Genomic DNA, 18,793 nt, shown 5'->3' on the forward strand with positions numbered 1-18,793 from the left:
CCGGGGCGGGACGGGAGCGCCGTGCCCGCCCTGCCGCGGGCGCCCCCGGAGCCGAGGTGCGTCCCCGTGGCCATCCCGGACCGCGACCCCCGGAGATGCGGAATCCGCGCCGCAGGTTCCGTCATATCGCTACCGATGGCCTAACTTTCGCGGAACAAGTTGGCATAAGCCCTCAACCCGGAACCGTTCCGCTCGGTCCAACCGTTCAGGAGTCGGATGCACGACGACCTCCTGAAGGATGCGCGGGCCCCGGTGCCCGGGCGGGAGCGTCGCCGTGGCGGTGCCGCCCGCCCGGTGGGGCGGGACCCTCGACGACACGATCAGGCACAAGGGCGACCGGGAAGCCAGGGGATACGGGACGGATGCAGATCTCATTCCTGATTCACAACGCGTACGGCATCGGCGGCACGATCCGCACGACGTTCAACCTCGCCCACGCCCTCTCCGCGCGCCATGACGTCGAGATCGTCTCCGTCCTGCGCCACCGCGACACCCCCGTCCTCGGCCTCGGCCCCGGCGTCCGGCTGCGCCATCTCGTGGACCTCCGCGAGGACAGCCCCGCCTACGACGGCAAGGACCCGGCCTTCGCCCGGGCGGCCAAGGTCTTCCCCGCCGCCGAGGGCCGCTTCGGCCAGTACAGCGAGCTGACCGACCGGCGGATCGCCCGGCATCTGCGCCGGATCGAGGCGGACCTCGTCGTCGGCACCCGCCCCGGTCTCAACGTCCACATCGCCCGGCAGACCCGCCGCGGCGTGGTCCGCGTCGGCCAGGAGCACCTCACGCTCGACTCCCACAGCCGGGCGCTGCGCCTCGCGCTGCGCGGCGTCTACCCGCGCCTGGACGCGCTCACCACCGTCACCGAGGCGGACGCCGCCGCCTACCGCCGCCTGCGGCTGCCCGGCGTCCGCGTCGAGGCCGTGCCCAACAGCGTGCCCGCGCCCGGTCTCGCGCCGGCCGACGCGAGTGGCAAGTGGGTCGTGGCGGCCGGGCGGCTGGCCCGCGTCAAGCGGTACGACGTGCTGATCCGCGCGTTCGCCGAGGTCGCGGCCGCCCGCCCGGACTGGCGGCTGCGGATCTACGGCGGCGGCTCCGAGAAGGCCGCGCTGCGCGCGCTCATCGACGAGCTGGGCCTCTACAACCACGTCTTCCTGATGGGCCCGGCCAACCCCCTGGAGACGGAGTGGGCCAAGGGCTCGATCGCCGCGGTCTCCTCCAGCCTGGAGTCCTTCGGCATGACGATCGTCGAGGCGATGCGCTGCGGTCTGCCCGTCGTCGCCACCGACTGCCCGCACGGCCCCGGCGAGATCATCGACGACGGCGTGGACGGCAGACTCGTCCCGGTGGGCGACCCCGGCGCGCTGGCCGGGGCCCTGCTCTCCCTGATCAACGACGACGCCGGGCGCCGCCGGATGGGCCGCGCCGCGCTCACCGCCGCCGCCCGCTTCGACCCCGCCCGGATCGCCGCGCGCTACGAAACCCTCTTCGGGCAGCTGCTGGAGGAGAAGCGGAGCAACCGCCTGCGCTGCGCGCTGCACCGGACCCGCGGCGCCCTGCTGAGCGGCGCCTACGCCACCAAGGACGCGGCGAGCGCCGCGCTGAGAGGGGTGCGGACGGTATGAACACCTCGACGCGACCGCCCGCCGCGGGCTCCGGCCGTCCGCCGGCGGCCTCCGGCACCGACGACGCCCCGCCCGGGCTGACCGCCGACTGCATCGCCGACTCCGCGGGCGGCCTGACCTTCGATCTGGCCGCCCCGCCGGACGTCCGCACCACCTGGAGCGCGGCGCTGGTGCTGCGGCTGCGCGGCGCGGACGCCGAGGAGGTGCGGCTGCCGCTCGGGCCGGACGGCGCGGGCGGGCTGCGCGCCGTCCTCCCCAGCACCGTCGCGCTCGCCGAGGGCCGCTGGCAGGTCTACGCCGACCTCGGCGACGGCCACGCCCCGCGCCGCCTGCTGCCCGGTCTGAACGATCTGCGCTCCCTGGTGGACCGCCGCCCGCTCGCCGGCATCGGCCGCCTCGGCGTCCGCATCCCGTACACCACCAAGCTCGGCAATCTGGCGCTGCGCAGCTGGCTGCGCGGGCCGCACGCCGAGGCCGGGGACATCCTGGTGGAGCGCGCGGGCATGACCGTCGAGGGGCGGCTCTACGGCGCGCTGCCCGGTGCGGGCGCCCATGTGGAGGCCCGGGCCCGCCGCACCGCGGGCCCGGGCGCCACCGTCACCGTCCCGCTCACCGCCGACGGCGCCCGCTTCTCCTTCACGCTGGACTACGCCGGCCCCGCCGGACACTGGCGCGGCGGCGCCGAGCCGTGGGATCTGTGGCTGGTGCCCGCCGAGGGCGCGCCGCCGGTGCGGATCGGCCGGTTGCTGGACGACGTCGCGGACAAGAAGCAGATCTTCGCCTACCCCGCGAAGCCGGTCCCGGTGGCCGGCACGGAGGTCCACGTCGGCCCGTACTACACGCTCGACAACGATCTGGCGCTGCGGGTCGCGGGCCCGGAGACCACCGACTGACGCTGCGTCAGGCCTCGGTCCCGCCGTGCCGGGCCGGGTCCCGCCGGGCGGCTTCGGCGGCCACCTCCGGGTGGTGCAGGTCGAAGGCGGGCGACTCCGAGCGGATGCGCGGCAGGGTGGTGAAGTTGTGCCGCGGCGGCGGGCAGGACGTCGCCCACTCCAGGGAGCGCCCGAAGCCCCACGGGTCGTCCAGCGCGGTGCGGGTGCCGTAGCGGGCGGTGTGCCAGACGTTGTAGAGAAACGGCAGCGTGGAGGCGCCGAGCAGGAACGAGCCGATGCTGGAGAGCGTGTTGAGGGCGGTGAAGCCGTCGGCCGCGAGGTAGTCGGCGTAGCGGCGCGGCATGCCCTCGGCGCCCAGCCAGTGCTGGACGAGGAAGGTGAGGTGGAAGCCGGTGAAGAGCGTCCAGAAGTGGATCTTCCCGAGCCGTTCGTCCAGCAGCTTGCCGGTGAACTTCGGCCACCAGAAGTAGAAGCCGGCGAACGTCGCGAACGCCACCGTCCCGAAGACCACGTAGTGGAAGTGGGCGACGACGAAGTAGGTGTCGGTGACGTGGAAGTCCAGCGGCGGCGAGGCGAGGATGACGCCGGTCAGCCCGCCGAAGAGGAAGCTCACCAGGAACCCGGCCGACCAGAGCATCGGCGTCTCGAACGACAGCGAGCCGTGCCACATGGTGCCGATCCAGTTGAAGAACTTCACCCCCGTCGGCGCCGCGATCAGGAACGACATCAGCGAGAAGAACGGCAGCAACGCCGCGCCGGTGGCGAACATGTGGTGCGCCCAGACCATCACCGACAGCGCGGTGATCGCCATGGTGGCGCCGATCAGCATGACGTAGCCGAAGACCGGCTTGCGGGAGAAGACCGGGATGATCTCGGTGATGATGCCGAAGAACGGCAGCGCGATGATGTAGACCTCCGGGTGCCCGAAGAACCAGAAGAGGTGCTGCCACAGCAGCGCCCCGCCCCACTGCGGCTCGAAGACGACCGCCCCGAAGCGCCGGTCCGCCTCCAGCACCAGCAGCGCCGCCGCCAGCACCGGGAACGCCATCAGCGCCAGCACCGACGTGAAGAGGATGTTCCAGGTGAACACCGGCATCCGGAACATCGTCATGCCCGGCGCCCGCAGCATGATGATCGTGGTGATGAAGTTGACCGAGCCCAAAATCGTCCCGAACCCGGCCAGCGCCAGCCCCATCACCCACAGGTCGGGACCGACGCCGGGGGAGTGGAAGGCGGAGTTCAGCGGCGCGTACGCGGTCCAGCCGAAGGCCGGGCCGCCGTCCGGCGTGAGGAACGCGCCGAGCACCATCAGCCCGCCGAAGAGGTAGAACCAGTACGCCAGCGCGTTCAGCCGGGGGAAGGCGACGTCCGGCGCGCCGATCTGGAGCGGCATGATCTCGTTGGCGAAGCCCGCGAACGCCGGGGTGGCGAAGAGCAGCAGCATGATCGTGCCGTGCATGGTGAACGCCTGGTTGTACTGCTCGGCGCTGATCAGCTGGAGCCCCGGGCGGGCCAGCTCGGCGCGCATCACCAGCGCCAGCACCCCGCCTACCAGGAAGAACCCGAACGACGTGATCAGGTAGAGATGCCCGATCTTCTTGTGGTCCGTCGTCGACAGCCAATCGGCCAGCACCCGCCCGCGGTGCCGCGCCGGGATCTGCGGGAGCGCGGCTGCGGTGTCGGTTCCCATGCGCGGCACCTCGTTCGTCGGGGCGGACCGGAGCCGGACGGCGGCCGGACCGGGAGACCGCCACATGATGCGCGCGGGGTCCGGGCGGAGCGAGGGGGCGCTCCGGTCCGCTCCGGGCGATTCACCCGCTTCCCCGTGCCGCCGCCGGGGCCGGCACGGGAGGGACGGACGGTCCGCCGGCCGCCGGAGCGACCGATGTGCGAAAACTGTGTGTGGAATGTGTCTCATTTCCCGGCCGGGCGCGGCCGGGAAATTCGTCCGGCTGCCGGGAATCCACGGCGCGGACCAGGGGTAATTCCGACCGGCTTCACCCTTCCGGGTAAAGGGTGTGCGCGGGGTGTCCGGAATTCGCGCCCGGCGCAATGGCGGATGCTTTGTTTTCCACCCGGATGCGCCGGTGTACGGCGCGAAAGAGTGACGGACGTTACCGCAAACGCCGAGACCTTGGCCGTGACACAAGTGTGACCAATGAAAGACCGTGAGGAGACCGGAGCGCGGAACCGAACACCCTTCCGTGTGCCGCCGCGGGCGCCTACCGTGACCCCCATGGCACCCGAACCACAGCTTTCGAACGAACCCGACGACGACCCTGAGGCCTACGTCGGCCTCGCCCGGCAGGAGGCCGAGGAGCGCGCCGGCGGCCGCGGCTGGAGCACCGTCCGCTCGCTGCCGCCGGGCGCGCTGATCACCATGGAGTACCGCGCCGGACGGCTCAATTTCGAGGTCGAGGACGGCCGGGTGCGGCGCAGCTGGCGGGGGTGAGGAGCCGCCCGCGGACGACGAAGGCCCCGGCCGCTCACGGGAGCGGCCGGGGCCTTCGGTGCGGGGCTGCGGGATGTGCGTACCGGCCCCGCGGACGGGCGGCGGCTCAGCCGCCCGGGCCGCGCCCGGTGACCGGGCTCAGCGGCGTGGTGCGGGGCAGACGGTCGGCGTGCGGCGGCCGGCGGCTGCCCGCCGGGGTGACCGGCGCCCGCTCCGCGCGGGAGGCGTGCGGCCGCGCCGGGTGGTGCGTGCGTCCGTCCGGCGTGCGGGGGGCGCCGCTGCGTGCCGTCGGGCCGGCGGGGACGGCATCGTGCCGTACCGCCTCGCCCTCGGGGGTGACGCGCTGCGGCGAGAGCCCGGCGGGGGCCGGGAGCGGGCCGCGCAGCGAATCGGGGCGCAGCCGCAGCCACAGCCGCAGGATGATCCCCATCAGGCGGTCCTCCACCCAGATGATCCCCGGCTCGATCCAGGGCAGCGCCAGCAGCACCAGCAGCCCGGCGGCCCAGCCCAGCAGCACGTCGCTGACCCAGTGCGTACCGAGGTAGACGGTCGTCATGCCGACGCCCAGCGCGCCCAGCGCGGCGATCACCGACAGGGTCCGGCGGCGCAGCGACGTGGTCGCCAGATACGCCAGCACCCCCCAGGTGACCACGGCGTTCGCGGTGTGCCCGGACGGAAATATATCGCCGCCGAGCCACATCTCGTTGGAGCCGACGGCCGTCGCGTAGTGCGGTCCCAGGCGGCCCATGCCGATCTTCGCGGCGCCCACCGTCATGTTCAGCAGCAGCAGCGAGGCGCCGAGGACCAGCAGCGGGTGGAGGTTGCGCTGGCGCCAGCAGCGCCAGCCCAGCCATGCCGCCACGGCCACCGCCGTGGGGCCGCGCTGGCCCAGCACGACGAAGTAGTCGAGGAAGGCATGGATCGACGGCCACTGCTTGTAGGGCCGGAAGAACATGACCTGCCAGTCGAAGGTGACCAGCCATGTGGAGGCCAGCACCCCGGCCACGATCACGAGATACACCGCCAGCGTGCCCCAGAACAGCCATTGGCGGGTCGGGGTCATGCGTGGTCGGGCGCGATCGGGCGGGTGCCCCTCCCTCTGGTCCAGCTTGTCATCGGTACGCACTCAATCGACGTTACCGCGTGTGATGTAGGCACCTGGTCAGACCGTGCGCTTTGTAATGACGATGTGATGTGGAATGCGCGCGGTAAGTCGCCGGGCGGCGGGGAATCGGAACCGAATTAACGGAGAATCGGATTCCCGTCCGATCCGCTTCGCCACACTCCGTCCAGGGCTTTATCTGCTTTTCGTCACGGCTGTTTATCTCCGTGCGGCACGGACGTCGCCCGCCGTTTCCCGGCGCCGGACCGGTCACGGAGCGGGTCCGTCCGGTCACGGAGGGCCGGTGCGGGCGGCCGCGTCCCTCGCTCGCGCTCCTCGCCCGCGGGCCGCTCACGGGGGGCCGGTGCCGTTGAGCCAGAACGCCCCGTAGAGCGCCGAGCCCACCGCCACCGCGCCGATCAGCAGCCCGGCCCGCAGCGGACGCCACCGGGCGAGGCCCGCGGCGAGCGGCAGCAGCAGCGGGTACGCCGGGAGCATCAGCCGCGGCTTGGAGCCGAAGAAGCCCTTCGCGGTCAGCGCCAGGAACACCACCACCCCGCAGTAGGTGAGCAGCGGCAGCGGCTGCCCCCGGCGCACCCCCGCCGCGTAGAGGACGAGGACGAGCGCGACCCCGGCGGTCAGCCCGAGGCCGCCGGCCCAGCCGGGGCCGGACAGCAGACCCCACAGGAAGCGGCCGAAGGCGTAGCCGCCGTCGAAGCCGTTGCCCCAGGCGCCCTGGACGTCGAGATAGCCGGTGAGGCTGTGCTGCTGCGCGCCGACCCACAGGAAGTAGCCGCACCAGCCGAGCGGCGCCAGCAGCACGCCGGTCACCAGCCCGCGGCGCCGCGCCAGGCTCGACCGCAGCGTGGCGCCGCCCGCCCGGTCTGCCAGCAGCGCCGCCCCGGCGGTCAGCCACACGGCCGCGACCACGGCGACGCCGACCGGCCGGGTCAGCCCGGCCAGCGACGCCAGCGCCCCGGCCCACACCCACCGCCCGGTCCACGCCGCGTAGACGCCCCATGCCGCGAGGGCGGTGAACAGCGACTCGGAGTACGCCATCGACTGCACGATGCCGATCGGCAGCGCACCCCACAGCGCGGCCAGCGCGACCCCGGCCCGCGGCCCGTACAGCCGCTCGCCCGTCGCGTAGAGCGCCCACGCGGCGGCGAGGGAGGAGAGCCAGGCGACGGCCATCCCGGCATCGGCGGGGGAGAGCGGGGTGAGCGCCGAGCCCAGCCGCTCCAGCCACGGCAGCAGCGGGAAGAAGGCGAGGTTGGAGTGGGTGCCGCCGTCGGGGAGCGCCACGGTGTAGCCGTAGCCCAGCTCCGCGACGCGGGTGTACCAGAGCGAGTCCCAGCGGGCGGTGAGCAGCGTGTGCCAGCTCGTGCCCCGCGCGGCGGACCAGACGGCGAGGACCGCCCAGCCCAGCAGCCGGATCGCCGCGAAGGCCGCGAGCCCCGGCAGCGCGCGGCGCAGCGCGGCCCGGACGGCGGGGCGGCACAGCGTCCGACCGGGGGCGGCGGCCGAGGCGAGATCGTTCATCCGGACGATTATCCAGGTGCCCGGCGGGCGCCGCGTCGCCCCCGGGGAGGCAACTGCGGGCGCTGCGATACGCGTCTCATCAGGAGGTGAGCCTCACGGCACCGCTGCCCACTCGCGTAGTCTGACGTCTCAACTCGCCCGTGCCGCCGGTTCGACCCGGGGCTTTTTCGTGCCCCGGTCCGCGGCCGCGAGTGCCTGACAGGGAGGTACGTGCATGACCGGGACGAGCCCGTCCGGCACGGGACGGACGGCCGGCGTTCCCCGGCTCCCCGGTGGGGGCGCGAACCGCTGGACCGTGCTGATCGTGCTCTGCGTCAGCCTGCTGTTCGTCGCGCTGGACACCACGATCCTGTACGTGGCCGTGCCCTCCGTCACCGAGGACCTGCGTCCCGGGCCGGTGGAGCTGCTGTGGATCGTCGACGTCTATCCGCTGATCGCGGCGTCGCTGCTGATCCTCTTCGGCACGCTCGGCGACCGGGTCGGGCGGCGCCGGATCCTGCTGCTGGGCTACGGCCTGTTCGGCGCGGCATCGGCGCTCGCGGCGCTGGCGCCCAATCCGCAGGTGCTGATGACGGCGCGGGCGCTGCTCGGCATCGGCGGCGCCATGATCATGCCGGCCACGCTGTCGATCCTGCGGCAGGTCTTCCCCGACCGCCGGGAGCGGGCCGTCGCCATCGGGGTGTGGAGCGCGGTCGCCGCGGTGGGCGCGGCGGTCGGACCGGTCCTCGGCGGCTTCCTCGTCGAGAACTTCTGGTGGGGCTCGGTCTTCCTGATCAACGTCCCGATGATGCTGGTCATGCTGTTGATCGGCCGCTGGCTGCTGCCCGAGTCCCGGGGCGAGCGCAACGGCCCCTGGGACGTGGTCGGCGCGGTGATCGCGGCGCTCGGCGTCCTCGGTGTCGTCCTCGGCGTCAAGCGGATCGGCGGCGGCACCGCCGTCCTCGGGGCGACCACCCTCGGCCCGATCGTGCTGGGCCTGCTGCTGCTGGTGCTCTTCGTCCGGCGGCAACACCGCCGGGAGCATCCGCTGATCGACATGCGGCTCTTCGCCCGGTCGGCGTTCGGCACCTCCGTCGGCTGCATCGTGCTGGCGATGCTGGCGCTGGTCGGCCTCCAGCTGATAGCCGTGCAGTACCTCCAGCTCGTCCTCGGACTCTCGCCGCTGCAGACCGGACTGCGGATGCTCCCGCTGGTCTTCGCGGCGATGGCGGCGGGCCTGACCGGCTCCCGGATCCTCCAGGTCCTCGGCCCGCGCACGATGGTCTCCTGCGGTTTCGTGCTCACCGCCGGTGCGGTGCTCTGCCTGACCGCGATGAGCTCCCACGACCGCTTCTGGCTGCTCTCCGCCTGCTTCGTCCTCCTCGGCTTCGGCTTCCAGGCGACGCTGTTCGGCGCGTACGAGTCGATGCTCAGCGAGGCGCCCCCGGAGCAGGCGGGCGGCGCGGCGGCCATCGGCGAGACGTCCTACCAGCTCGGCGCGGGCATCGGCGTCGCGCTGCTGGGCAGCGTGATGAACGCCGCCTACGCCCCCGGCATCGGCCATGTCGCCGGGGTGTCCGCGCGGGAGGCGTCGTCCGCCTCGCACTCGCTCGGTGAGGCGTACAAGGTGGCGGCCGCGCTCGACGGTCCGGCCGGGGCGGCGCTGCGCGTGGTGGCGCGCGACGCCTTCGTGCGCGGACTGCACATCACGCTCGTCGCCAGCGCGGTGCTGCTGCTGGCCGGTGCGGCCATCGCCCTGCGGCTGCCGCGCCGCGCCGCGGACTCCGCGGAGCGCGCCGAAGGCGTGGGCGCCACCGGTCTGGAGAGCGAGCCCGCCGCCGCCCGCAGCCACGGCTGACGGCCCGTCCCGCCTCCCCTCTTCCCCGACACCCCGTCGCACGGTGGCTCTTGCCCGCGCGGCGGGGTGCGCCGTACCGTCGGACCGCGCCGTAACTACCACTGCTAGTTTTCCGCCGATCTGCCGGAGGCCCCGCCATGTCCGCCACGCCCTCCTCGCCGCTCCCGCCCTTCGACGCGGGTGACCCGCTGGGCCTCGACGACCTGCTCACCGACGAGGACCGCGCGGTCCGCGACACCGTCCGCCGCTGGGCCGCCGACCGCGTCCTGCCGCACATCGCCGGCTGGTACGAGCGCGGCGAACTCCCCGGCATCCGCGACCTCGCCCGCGAACTGGGCTCCCTCGGCGCCCTCGGCATGTCCCTGACCGGCTACGGCTGCGCCGGCGCCTCCGCCGTCCAGTACGGCCTGGCCTGCCTGGAGCTGGAGGCCGCCGACTCCGGCATCCGCTCCCTCGTCTCCGTCCAGGGCTCGCTCGCCATGTACGCGATCCACCGGTTCGGCTCCGAGGAGCAGAAGCGGCAGTGGCTGCCGCGGATGGCGTCCGGCGAGGTCATCGGCTGCTTCGGCCTCACCGAACCGGACCACGGCTCCGACCCCGCCGGGATGCGCACCCACGCCCGCCGCGACGGGTCCGACTGGATCCTGAACGGCCGCAAGATGTGGATCACCAACGGCTCGGTCGCCGGCGTCGCCGTCGTCTGGGCCGCCACCGACGACGGCGTCCGCGGCTTCGTGGTCCCCACCGACACCCCCGGCTTCGCCGCCCCCGAGATCCACCACAAGTGGTCGCTGCGCGCCTCGGTCACCAGCGAACTGGTGCTGGACGACGTCCGCCTCCCGGCCGACGCGGCGTTGCCCGAGGTCCGCGGACTGCGCGGCCCGCTCAGCTGCCTGAGCCACGCCCGCTACGGCATCGTCTGGGGCTCCATGGGCGCCGCCCGCGCCAGCTTCGAGGCGGCGCTGGAGTACAGCCGCACCCGCGAGCAGTTCGGCAAGCCCATCGGCGGCTTCCAGCTCACCCAGGCCAAGCTCGCCGACATGGCCGTCGAGCTGCACAAGGGCATCCTCCTCGCCCACCACCTCGGGCAGCGGATGGACGCCGGACGGCTCCGCCCGGAGCAGGTCAGCTTCGGCAAGCTCAACAACGTCCGCGAGGCCATCGAGATCTGCCGCACCGCCCGCACCATCCTGGGCGCCAACGGCATCTCCTTGGAGTACCCGGTCATGCGGCACGCCACCAACCTGGAGTCGGTGCTCACCTACGAGGGCACCGTCGAGATGCACCAACTGGTGCTGGGCAAGGCGCTCACCGGGCTGGACGCCTTCCGCTGAGCCGGGCCGAGCGGGGCGGGGCGGGGCGGACGCGGGCACGGGCCTGGCGTCCGCCCCGTCCGCACCGTGCCCGCCCCGCGCCCGTCCACGGCCCGGACAGCAAGAAGCGGAGGGTGGGGCGGTCCCTGCCGCCTTCCCCTCCGCCGGACGGAACCGGGCCCGCGCCCGGTCAGCTCTGGTTGAAGAACCCGCCGTTGCGGTCCCGCGTCTCCCCGCTGACGACGCGGTAGTCGGCCGGGGTGAGGAGGAAGACCCGGGTGGCGACCCGCTCGATCGAGCCGCGCAGCCCGAAGGCGAGACCGGCGGCGAAGTCCACCACACGCTTGGCGTCGCCCGACTCCATCGCGGTGAGGTTGACGATCACCGGGACGCCGCCGCGGAACAGCTCACCGATGCCGCGGGCGTCGCCGAAGCCGTCCGGGGTGACCGTGGCGATGCGGGTGCTGTGGTCCTCGGCGGGCGCCTCGGCCACCCGCAGACCCGGGTCGGTCACCCAGGAGCCGGTCCCCTGGGTCCCGTGCTCCGGCCCCTCGGCATAGTCGTCGTCGTAGTAACGCTCGTCATCGTTGTCGTCGACGAGGCCAAGCCAGGCACTCGCCTTGCGCACCGATCCCATGGACGCCTCCTCTCACCCGCGGTGTCAGTATGTCCGCCCCCCTATGGTCCTTCATGAGGCGGAGGGTGTGCCAAGTGGATAGCCGCCGCACGGGGGGTTCGTGACAGATCTGGTGCAGAGCGGGTGGCGGCTTGTCAGCTTCCGCGGGCGGGACGGGAACTGACGTGGTGACGGAAGTCACGATAGGCCCGGCCGGCGGACGGTGTCGACATGTGGCCCGGGGGAAGCCTCTTCGACCGCCCGGTAGGTTCCGGCGGGGGACCAGGGCATATGTCCCTGGCCCGGGAAAACGCCCCGGAGCCGGGCAGATGATCGGGTGACCGACACATCGGAAGGTCGTTGACACGGCAGCAGATTCCGTCTGCTGTCCGAACCACACACCTTCGAAAGTCACTCCCAGTGGAAACACAGACCACGGAAGCCGGATCCGCGCGCTTCCGGCGGGCGTTCACGGCAGCCGTCGTGGCGCCACGCACCATCCGCGCCAAGCTCATCCGCATCCTCTGCGTCGCGCTCGCGATACTCCTGGCGCTGCTCGGCTTCTCCGCCGCCCACCAGATCGGCGACTACGAGAACGCCAGCGCCACCGCGTCCGACGCCCATCTCGCCGACGCCCTCCAGGGCTTCCTCCACGAACACCAGAAGGAACGCGGACTGACCACCGGCTACGTCGGCGGGATCGCGGAGTTCCACACCGGCATGCTGGCGCAGCGCAAGCTCACCGACGCCGCGCGCGCCGAGGTCGACGACGAGCTGGCCGGCCGCACCGATCCCGCCGCCGGCTCCGTCCGCACCGCGCTCCACCGCGCCGACGCCCTCAAGGACATCCGCGCCGCCGCCGACAACGGCACCGGCGTCGTCGCCCGCACCTACGACTACTTCACCGGCACCGACGAGGCCCTCGGCCGGCTCGACCTCGGTCTCGTCCACGTCCGCGACGCCCGGCTGCGCGCCGACTACCAGGCGTTCCAGGTGGTGGGCCGGATGAAGGAGCTGCTGGGCCAGGAACGCGCCGTCGTGCTGGGCTCGCTGCACCGCGGGGCGTTCCGCGGCGACGACTACACCCGCTTCCTGACCGCCCGCGCCGGACGCCTGTCGGCCACGGCCACCTTCCCGGAGTGGGCCACCGGACCCCAGCAGCAGGAGCTGAAGGAGGCGCTCGCGACCCCCGCCGCGCAGCAGCTGCTCGGCTACGTCCAGCAGATCGTCGCCGGTCACGGCCGACTGCCCGCCCGGATCCCGGCCACCGCCTGGTACGAGTCGGCGACCTCCACCATCAACGGCCTGCGCACCGTGCAGCTCTCGCTGGGCAAGGACATCACGGCCCGCGCCGGTGAGCTGGAGTCCGACGCCACCCGCACGCTGGTCTTCTTCGCCGTGCTGGCCCTCGGCTCGATCGCCGCGCTCGCCGCCCTCGCGATCGGCGCCGCCCGCTCGGTCTCCGGGCCGCTCGGCGCGCTGACCCGGCAGGCGCGCGACGTGGCGGGCAACCGGCTGCCCGCCGCCGTCGCCCGGGTCCAGAAGGAGTCCGGCGCGCCCGAACCGCTCGGCCCGCTGTCCGTACCGAGCGGCTCCGGCACCGAGATCCGGCAGATGGCCGACGCCTTCGACCAGATGCAGAAGGTCGCCTACGACCTCGCCACCGAGCAGGCCGTGCTGCGCCGCAACGCCACCGAGTCGCTGGTCAACCTCGGCCGCCGCAACCAGAACCTGGTCCGCCGGCAGATCAGCTTCATCAACAAGCTGGAGCACGAGGACGCCGACCCCGCGACCCTCGCCAACCTCTTCGAGCTGGACCACCTCGCGACCCGCATGCGCCGCAACGCCGAGAGCCTGCTGGTGCTCGCCGGTGAGGCCAGCCCGCGGACCTGGGCCACCCCGCTGTCGGTGACCGACGTCATCCGCGCGGCCCTCTCCGAGGTGGAGGAGTACCGCCGGGTCAGCCTGCGCCGGGTGGACGCCGCGTTCGTCAGCGGCACCGTCGTCTCCGAGATCGCGCATCTGCTGGCCGAACTGGTCGAGAACGCGCTCAGCTTCTCCCCGCCGGACACCGACGTCGAGGTCGAGGGCCGCCGCACCAGCGCCGGGTACCTCGTCGCCATCGTCGACCACGGCACCGGCATGGCCGCCCCGGCGATGGCCGAGGCGAACGTCCGGCTCTCCGGGGCCGCCAGCTTCATGGCCGAACCCACCCGGTTCCTCGGCCACTTCGTCGTCGGCGCGCTGGCCCGCAAGTGCGGGATCGAGGTCCGCCTCGGCGAGGCACCGGCCGCCGGAACCGTCGCCCGGGTGCTCATCCCGGCGACCTTGCTGACCGACTCCGCGGCCGCGCCGGCCGTCCCCGACGTCCCGGCCGTGCGCGGGAAGAAGGAGGAGGAGAAGGTGTCCGACGAGCAGAGGCCCCCGGCGGACGCGAAGGACCGGCGGCCGGCCCGGCCGGCGGCCGCCGCCCCGGCCGGGGCGGACCGCGACGCGGCGCCCCGCCCCGACGGCGGCACCGAGGCGCTGCCCCGGCCGCGCGCCGCCCAGGGCGACGCCGCCCGCGACGCCGAGGAGGGCGCGGCGGCCCCGGCCGGTCCGCGCGGCTCCTCCGCGGCCCGTACCCGTAACGGCCTGGTCAAGCGGGCGAAGCGGAGCGCCATCCGGTCCGCGGTGGACGAGACGGGGGCGCCGCGCTGGCAGCAGCAGGCCGCGCCGACGCCGGAGCGCTCGCCCGACGAGGTCTCCGGGATGCTCGCCGGGCTGCGCAGCGCCCATATGCGCGGGGCGATCAGCGTCGAGAAGGAGAAGGAGCGGCAGGCGCAGCGGGAGCGGAACGAGGAGCGGGCGCGCGAGCGGGCGGCGCGCCGGGAGCCGGGGGCCGCCGCCCCGGCCGGGCCCGGGCCGGACGCGGCCCCGGCCGGGCGCCGGGCCGAGCAGGCGCCGCAGCAGCAGAAGGAGCCGGAGCACACGGCCGCCGAGGGGAAGGGTGACCACAAGTGAGCGTCGACCTGCACAACGACTCCCAGACGTTCAATTGGCTGCTGGCCAATTTCGTCCGCCGCACCGACGGCGTCCGCGATGCCGTCGCGGTCTCCTCGGACGGCCTGCTGATCGCCGTCTCCGACGGCCTGGGCCGCACCGACGCCGACCATCTGGCGGCGGTCGTCTCCGGCCTGTCCAGCCTGGCGCGGAGCGCCTCGCGGCGCTACGAGTTCGACGGCGTCAAGCTCATCATGATCGAGATGGGCCGCGGCTTCCTGCTGGTCTCCGCGATCCGCGACGGCAGCTGCCTGGGCGTACTGGCCGACAGCAGCGGCGAACTCGGCCTGGTCGGCTACGAGATGGCCGTCCTCGCCGAGCGGGCCGGCGATCTGCTGACCCCGGCGCTCATCGCCGATCTGCGGCAGGTCCTGCCCCGATGAGCGAGGAGCTGGAGGACGCGCTGTTCGTCCGGCCGTTCATCATGACCGGCGGGCGCGTCGAGCCGACCCACGCCGATCTGCGGCTGGAGACGCTGGTCGTGGCCGTGCCCGAGGCGCCGCTGGGCTCGCTGGAGTTCGAGCGGCGCCGGATCGTGGCGCTCTGCGCGCAGCCGACGATGGTCGCCGAGGTGGCCGAGAAGATCGGCGTGCCGCTGGGGGTGGCCAAGGTGCTCATCTCCGATCTCGTCGTCGGTGGCCTGCTGGTCTGTCAACAACCCACGGAGCTGCCGCTCCATGTCCTGGAGAGGATCAGGGACCATGTCCGGGCGCTCTGACAAAGCCGCACCGCTCGCCGTGAAGATCGTGATCAGCGGCGGTCTGGGGGTGGGCAAGACGACGTTCATCGGCGCGGTCTCGGAGATCGAACCGCTGGACACCGAAGCCGCGATCACCCAGGTCTCGGTCGGGGTGGACTCGCTGGTCGGGGTGGAGAACAAGACCACCACGACGGTCGCGCTGGACTTCGGCCGGATCACGCTCGATCCGTCGATCGTGCTCTATCTGTTCGGCACGCCGGGCCAGGACCGGTTCTCGTTCCTCTGGGACGACCTGGTGGAGGGCGCGCTGGGCTCGATCGTGCTGGTGGACACCCGGCGGATCGAGGACTCCTTCCCCGCGCTCGACTACTTCGAGGAGCGCGGGACGCCGTTCGTCCTGGCGGTCAACCGCTTCGACGGGGCGCAGCTCTTCGCGCTGGACGAGGTCCGCGAGGCGCTCGGCATCGGCCCGGAGGTGCCGGTCCTCACCTGCGACGCGCGCGAGCGGTCCGCGGTCCGCGATGTGCTGGCCGCGCTGATGGACCGGGTCGTGCACCAGCACGTCACCGGGGGGCCGGCGAAGGCGGGTGCGGCCGCGCGGTAGGCGGCGCATCCGGCGGTGCGGGGCACGGGCGGTCCGGTAGGGCGGCCCGTGCCCCGCGTGTGTCAGCGGATCTCCGCAGGGCGGCCCGTGCCCCGCGCGTGTCAGCGGATCTCCGGAGGGCTGATCCGCGAGGTGGCCAGCGCCGAGTCCGCGGTGCCCCACTTCTTGAGGATCTTGCGGTAATCACCGGTCTCGATCAGGTGGTTGACGGCGGCGCGGAAGGCCGGTGCGAGCGGGCTGCCCTTTTTGAGGGCGAAGCCGACGTCCAGCCGCTTGTAGGCGCCCAGGAACCGCAGTCCGGGCTGGCGGCTGACGGCGTACCGCAGTCCGTTGACGGTGCTCATCACCACATCGGTACGGCCCTGCTGGAGCGAGGCGTACAGCGCGGACACCTCGGCGTACGTCTTGACGTCGTACGGCTTCTTCCCGGCGGCGGTGCACTGCCGGCGCTCCTTCTGCAGCGTCGCCTCGAAGGTGGTCCCGGCGCCGGTGGCGACGGTCAGTCCGCACAGCTGCGTCAGCGCGGTGACCTTCTTCAGCGCGCTGTCCTCGCGGACGGCGAAGCCCTGGCCGTCGTTGATGTAGGTGACGAAGTCGAGGGTCTTGCGGCGGGCGTCGGTGACGCCGAAGTTGCCGGTGCCGACGTCGTAGCGGCCGCTGCCGAGGGCGGGCAGGATCGCCTCGAAGCTCGCCGGCTCCCGCTTCAGCCGCAGGCCCAGGGTCTTGCCGACGGCGTCCGCGAGGTCGATGTCCTCCCCGGCGACGGTCTTGCCGTCCGGCAGATAGACGGCGCCGGGCAGCGAGCTGATGCTGGAGGCGAGGGCGAGCGTGCCGCGGGCGCGGACGGCGTCGGGCAGCAGCGCGGCGGCGGCCGGGTCCTTCGCGATGCCGGAGACGACATCGGCGGTGGGGACGGCGGAGGCGGCGGCGCCCGGGGCGTCCTTGCCGGTGGCCGCCGGTTCGGCGCACCCGGCGAGGGTCAGCGCGGCGGCGGCGAGGAAGGCGGCGGTGCGCGGCACGGCGGTGCGCTTCCCGGTCCGGGCGGGGGAGCTGGGTCCGGTCATGGGCGGCGGGTCTCCAGGTGTTTCTCGAACGGCAGCGGGCCGATCGACTCCGGTGGTGCGGTCAGGTCGAAGAGCGGGCGGTAGCCCGCCGCGAGGTACAGGCCCCGGGCCTCCGGCTGGCGGGGGCCGGTGGTCAGCCAGAGGCGGGTGTAGCCGTGGGCGGCGGCCTCCTGCTCCAGGGCCCGCAGCACCCGGCGGGCCAGCCCGCGGCGGCGGTGCGCGGAGTGCGTCCAGATGCGTTTCAGCTCGGCGGTGCGGGCGTCGCGGCGGCGGTAGGCGCCCCCGGCGACCGGCTCGCCGCCCTCCAGGAGCAGCAGGAACGCGCCGTGCGGCGGGGCGAACTCCGCCGCCGGGTACTCCTTGCCGAGGTCGACGGGTCCGCCGTAGCGGGCGGTGTACTCGTGGGTGAGTTCGTCGAGCAGCGGCCGGGCGAGCGGGTCGGTGACGGTGGTGTGCAGCACGGTGGGGCCGTCGGCGCGGCGGACGGCGCTCACCGCACCGGCTCCGCGGCGGGCGCCGCGGCGGCGCCGGTCTCCGTCGGGTCCGGCCAGTCCAGCGGGTCGGGCAGGGCGTGGCGGAGCTGCGGCAGCACCTCGGCGGCGGTCAGCCGCAGCACCTCGGCCCGCCGGGCGAAGGGCAGCCCGGCGGTGTCGACGGAGAAGAACTGCAGGGCGTGCCCGTAGGCCCGGTGCTGTTCGGCGATCTTGTCGGCGATCCGGGCGGGGGAGCCGATGAACGCCGGCCCCAGGTCGGCGGCTTCGTCGACGGTCCGGAAGGGGGTGTTGTTGCCGGGGACGTCGCGGGCGGCGACGGCCGTCTCGTAGTACGGCGCGAACTGCCGGCGCGCGGTGCGGTCGTCGGCCGCGGCGTACAGCGTGCCGCCGGAGCCGACGAGGGCGGCGGCCGGATCGTGGCCGTACGCCTCCCAGCGGGTGCGGTAGCGGTCGATGAGGGCGGCGTAGTTGGCCACCGGCTGGATCGCGTTGGCGGCGAAGAGCGGGTCGCCCCACAGGGCGGCCAGCTCCACGGAGCGTTCGCTGGTGGCGCTGCCGTGCCAGACGGTGGGCGGCTGCTGGTGGGGGCGGGGCAGGGTGGTCGCATCGGTGAGCGGCGGGCGGAAGGAGCCGGACCAGGTGACCTTCTCCTCGCTCCACAGCCGCCGCAGCAGTTCGTAGTTCTCCTCCTGGAGGGCGTACTGCGCCGAGCTGTCGCGGCCGAAGAGCGCCCAGGGTTCGGGGGCGTTGCCCTTGCCGATGGTGAGTTCCAGCCGGCCGCCGGAGAGCTGGTCGACGGTGGCGTAGTCCTCGGCGACGCGGACCGGGTCGAGCGTGGAGAGCACGGTGACGGTGGTGAACAGCCGGATCCGGTGGGTGCGGGCGGCGATCGCGCCGAGCACCGCGGGCGGGGAGCTGGAGAGGAACGGCGGGCCGTGCCGCTCGCCGACCCCGAAGGCGTCGAAGCCCGACTCCTCGGCGAGGACGGCGAGTTCGACGACTTCGCGGAAGCGTTCGGTGGGGGAGACGAGGCGCCCGGAGCGGGCGTCCGGGACGTGGTCGATGAGAGTCATGACGCCGAAGCGCATATCGGCCCTTCTTCGAGCGTGCCGAAGGAACGCGGAGGTCAAAGCGGGGGTCCGCGCACGTCCGGGCGCGCCGGCGGACGGCGGGCACGGGAGGGCGCGGCTGACGGGTGGTGCGGTGGAGCCGGGGCGGCGGGCGCCCGGGGTCCGGGAAGCGCGAGGGGAAGGTGTGCCGGCGGGCGGCACGGTGTGAAGGCGCGGTGGCGGGAAGCCGGAACCGCGGATCGGCCCGCCGGGCGAAGGCGGCGGGCCTCAGGGCAGGGCGTCAGCTCAACAGGACGACGACCACACGCGACCGAAGTCGATGTGGTCGCGGGTGACCAGCCGCTGCCATGCGTTCATGCGGCTAAGTGGAACAGGCATCCGGTTGTGCGTCAACCGCTCCGTGACGCACCGCTCACAGTGTGGACAGCCTTGACAGAACGGCGTG

General features: G+C 73.5%; 16 protein-coding genes. 9 read left to right on the top strand and 7 right to left on the bottom strand.

What is annotated here, in order from left to right:
* Positions 1-362: 362 nt before the first annotated feature.
* Both ABT345_RS25790 and ABT345_RS25795 read left to right on the top strand, forming a co-directional pair.
* Positions 363-1,619: a glycosyltransferase family 4 protein gene (locus ABT345_RS25790; protein ID WP_345093448.1), complete on the top strand. Its 1,257-nt coding sequence runs from the start codon at positions 363-365 to the stop codon at positions 1,617-1,619.
* Positions 1,616-2,512, top strand: coding sequence for a hypothetical protein (locus ABT345_RS25795; RefSeq protein ID WP_345093445.1), 897 nt, complete (start codon positions 1,616-1,618; stop codon positions 2,510-2,512). The genes ABT345_RS25790 and ABT345_RS25795 overlap by 4 nt, the downstream gene beginning before the upstream one ends.
* Positions 2,513-2,519: 7 nt before the next feature.
* Here ABT345_RS25795 and ctaD read toward each other — a convergent pair whose 3' ends face one another.
* Positions 2,520-4,202, bottom strand: a complete 1,683-nt coding sequence (gene ctaD, locus ABT345_RS25800; protein ID WP_345093442.1) for an aa3-type cytochrome oxidase subunit I — start codon at positions 4,200-4,202, stop codon at positions 2,520-2,522.
* A 546-nt stretch (positions 4,203-4,748) separates the two neighbouring features.
* Here ctaD and ABT345_RS25805 point away from each other — a divergent pair.
* A complete protein-coding gene (locus tag ABT345_RS25805; protein ID WP_345093439.1) occupies positions 4,749-4,964 on the top strand; it encodes an I78 family peptidase inhibitor in 216 nt (71 codons plus the stop codon).
* A 106-nt stretch (positions 4,965-5,070) separates the two neighbouring features.
* On the opposite strand, the gene ABT345_RS25810 is transcribed toward ABT345_RS25805, so the two are convergent.
* Together ABT345_RS25810 and ABT345_RS25815 are read right to left on the bottom strand one after the other, a co-directional pair.
* On the bottom strand, positions 5,071-6,090 hold the full coding sequence (locus ABT345_RS25810) for a phosphatase PAP2 family protein (protein ID WP_345093436.1): 1,020 nt from the start codon (positions 6,088-6,090) through the stop codon (positions 5,071-5,073).
* Between the two features lie 327 nt (positions 6,091-6,417).
* Positions 6,418-7,608, bottom strand: coding sequence for a hypothetical protein (locus ABT345_RS25815; protein WP_345093433.1), 1,191 nt, complete (start codon positions 7,606-7,608; stop codon positions 6,418-6,420).
* A 214-nt stretch (positions 7,609-7,822) separates the two neighbouring features.
* On the opposite strand from ABT345_RS25815, the gene ABT345_RS25820 reads away from it, so the two are divergent.
* Together ABT345_RS25820 and ABT345_RS25825 are read left to right on the top strand one after the other, a co-directional pair.
* Complete coding sequence (locus ABT345_RS25820) at positions 7,823-9,445, top strand: MFS transporter (protein ID WP_345093430.1); 1,623 nt, start codon at positions 7,823-7,825, stop codon at positions 9,443-9,445.
* 137 nt (positions 9,446-9,582) lie between these two features.
* Positions 9,583-10,779, top strand: coding sequence for an acyl-CoA dehydrogenase family protein (locus tag ABT345_RS25825; RefSeq protein ID WP_345093427.1), 1,197 nt, complete (start codon positions 9,583-9,585; stop codon positions 10,777-10,779).
* A gap of 169 nt (positions 10,780-10,948) precedes the next feature.
* Here the strand turns inward: ABT345_RS25825 and ABT345_RS25830 are convergent, their stop codons facing one another.
* Entirely contained in the window at positions 10,949-11,395 is a 447-nt protein-coding gene (locus ABT345_RS25830; protein ID WP_345093424.1) for a cell division protein SepF, read from the bottom strand.
* A gap of 462 nt (positions 11,396-11,857) precedes the next feature.
* On the opposite strand from ABT345_RS25830, the gene ABT345_RS25835 reads away from it, so the two are divergent.
* The 4 genes from ABT345_RS25835 to ABT345_RS25850 are packed head-to-tail and all read left to right on the top strand — an operon-like array spanning position 11,858 to position 15,720.
* Positions 11,858-14,377: a sensor histidine kinase gene (locus ABT345_RS25835; RefSeq protein ID WP_351323439.1), complete on the top strand. Its 2,520-nt coding sequence runs from the start codon at positions 11,858-11,860 to the stop codon at positions 14,375-14,377.
* Positions 14,374-14,799 (top strand): roadblock/LC7 domain-containing protein, encoded by a 426-nt coding sequence (locus ABT345_RS25840; RefSeq protein WP_345093419.1) that lies wholly within the window; start codon positions 14,374-14,376, stop codon positions 14,797-14,799. The genes ABT345_RS25835 and ABT345_RS25840 overlap by 4 nt, the downstream gene beginning before the upstream one ends.
* Positions 14,796-15,134, top strand: a complete 339-nt coding sequence (locus ABT345_RS25845; protein ID WP_345093416.1) for a DUF742 domain-containing protein — start codon at positions 14,796-14,798, stop codon at positions 15,132-15,134. The genes ABT345_RS25840 and ABT345_RS25845 overlap by 4 nt, the downstream gene beginning before the upstream one ends.
* The gene (locus tag ABT345_RS25850; RefSeq protein WP_345093413.1) at positions 15,118-15,720 is read left to right on the top strand and encodes a GTP-binding protein; all 603 of its coding nucleotides are present in this window, start codon (positions 15,118-15,120) and stop codon (positions 15,718-15,720) included. Before ABT345_RS25845 ends, ABT345_RS25850 begins: the two co-directional genes overlap by 17 nt.
* Positions 15,721-15,821: 101 nt before the next feature.
* Here the strand turns inward: ABT345_RS25850 and ABT345_RS25855 are convergent, their stop codons facing one another.
* Genes ABT345_RS25855 through ABT345_RS25865 form a run of 3 tightly spaced genes read right to left on the bottom strand, consistent with a single transcriptional unit; the run spans position 15,822 to position 18,366 of the window.
* Positions 15,822-16,784, bottom strand: coding sequence for an ABC transporter substrate-binding protein (locus ABT345_RS25855; protein WP_345093410.1), 963 nt, complete (start codon positions 16,782-16,784; stop codon positions 15,822-15,824).
* Positions 16,781-17,278, bottom strand: a complete 498-nt coding sequence (locus ABT345_RS25860) for a GNAT family N-acetyltransferase (protein WP_345093407.1) — start codon at positions 17,276-17,278, stop codon at positions 16,781-16,783. The genes ABT345_RS25855 and ABT345_RS25860 overlap by 4 nt, the downstream gene beginning before the upstream one ends.
* Positions 17,275-18,366: an LLM class flavin-dependent oxidoreductase gene (locus ABT345_RS25865; protein WP_345093404.1), complete on the bottom strand. Its 1,092-nt coding sequence runs from the start codon at positions 18,364-18,366 to the stop codon at positions 17,275-17,277. Before ABT345_RS25865 ends, ABT345_RS25860 begins: the two co-directional genes overlap by 4 nt.
* Positions 18,367-18,793 lie beyond the last annotated feature (427 nt).

It is taken from the genome of Streptomyces sp. NPDC000404 (assembly GCF_040300365.1).
In the GTDB taxonomy this organism is placed as follows: domain Bacteria; phylum Actinomycetota; class Actinomycetes; order Streptomycetales; family Streptomycetaceae; genus Streptomyces; species Streptomyces ramulosus.

Coding starts and splice junctions, on each gene's coding strand:
- ABT345_RS25790 (WP_345093448.1), top strand. CDS start 363: ATGCAGATCTCATTCCTGATTCACAACGCGTACGGCATCGGCGGCACG.
- ABT345_RS25795 (WP_345093445.1), top strand. CDS start 1,616: ATGAACACCTCGACGCGACCGCCCGCCGCGGGCTCCGGCCGTCCGCCG.
- ctaD (WP_345093442.1), bottom strand. CDS start 4,202: ATGGGAACCGACACCGCAGCCGCGCTCCCGCAGATCCCGGCGCGGCAC.
- ABT345_RS25805 (WP_345093439.1), top strand. CDS start 4,749: ATGGCACCCGAACCACAGCTTTCGAACGAACCCGACGACGACCCTGAG.
- ABT345_RS25815 (WP_345093433.1), bottom strand. CDS start 7,608: ATGAACGATCTCGCCTCGGCCGCCGCCCCCGGTCGGACGCTGTGCCGC.
- ABT345_RS25820 (WP_345093430.1), top strand. CDS start 7,823: ATGACCGGGACGAGCCCGTCCGGCACGGGACGGACGGCCGGCGTTCCC.
- ABT345_RS25825 (WP_345093427.1), top strand. CDS start 9,583: ATGTCCGCCACGCCCTCCTCGCCGCTCCCGCCCTTCGACGCGGGTGAC.
- ABT345_RS25830 (WP_345093424.1), bottom strand. CDS start 11,395: ATGGGATCGGTGCGCAAGGCGAGTGCCTGGCTTGGCCTCGTCGACGAC.
- ABT345_RS25845 (WP_345093416.1), top strand. CDS start 14,796: ATGAGCGAGGAGCTGGAGGACGCGCTGTTCGTCCGGCCGTTCATCATG.
- ABT345_RS25850 (WP_345093413.1), top strand. CDS start 15,118: ATGTCCGGGCGCTCTGACAAAGCCGCACCGCTCGCCGTGAAGATCGTG.
- ABT345_RS25855 (WP_345093410.1), bottom strand. CDS start 16,784: ATGACCGGACCCAGCTCCCCCGCCCGGACCGGGAAGCGCACCGCCGTG.
- ABT345_RS25865 (WP_345093404.1), bottom strand. CDS start 18,366: ATGCGCTTCGGCGTCATGACTCTCATCGACCACGTCCCGGACGCCCGC.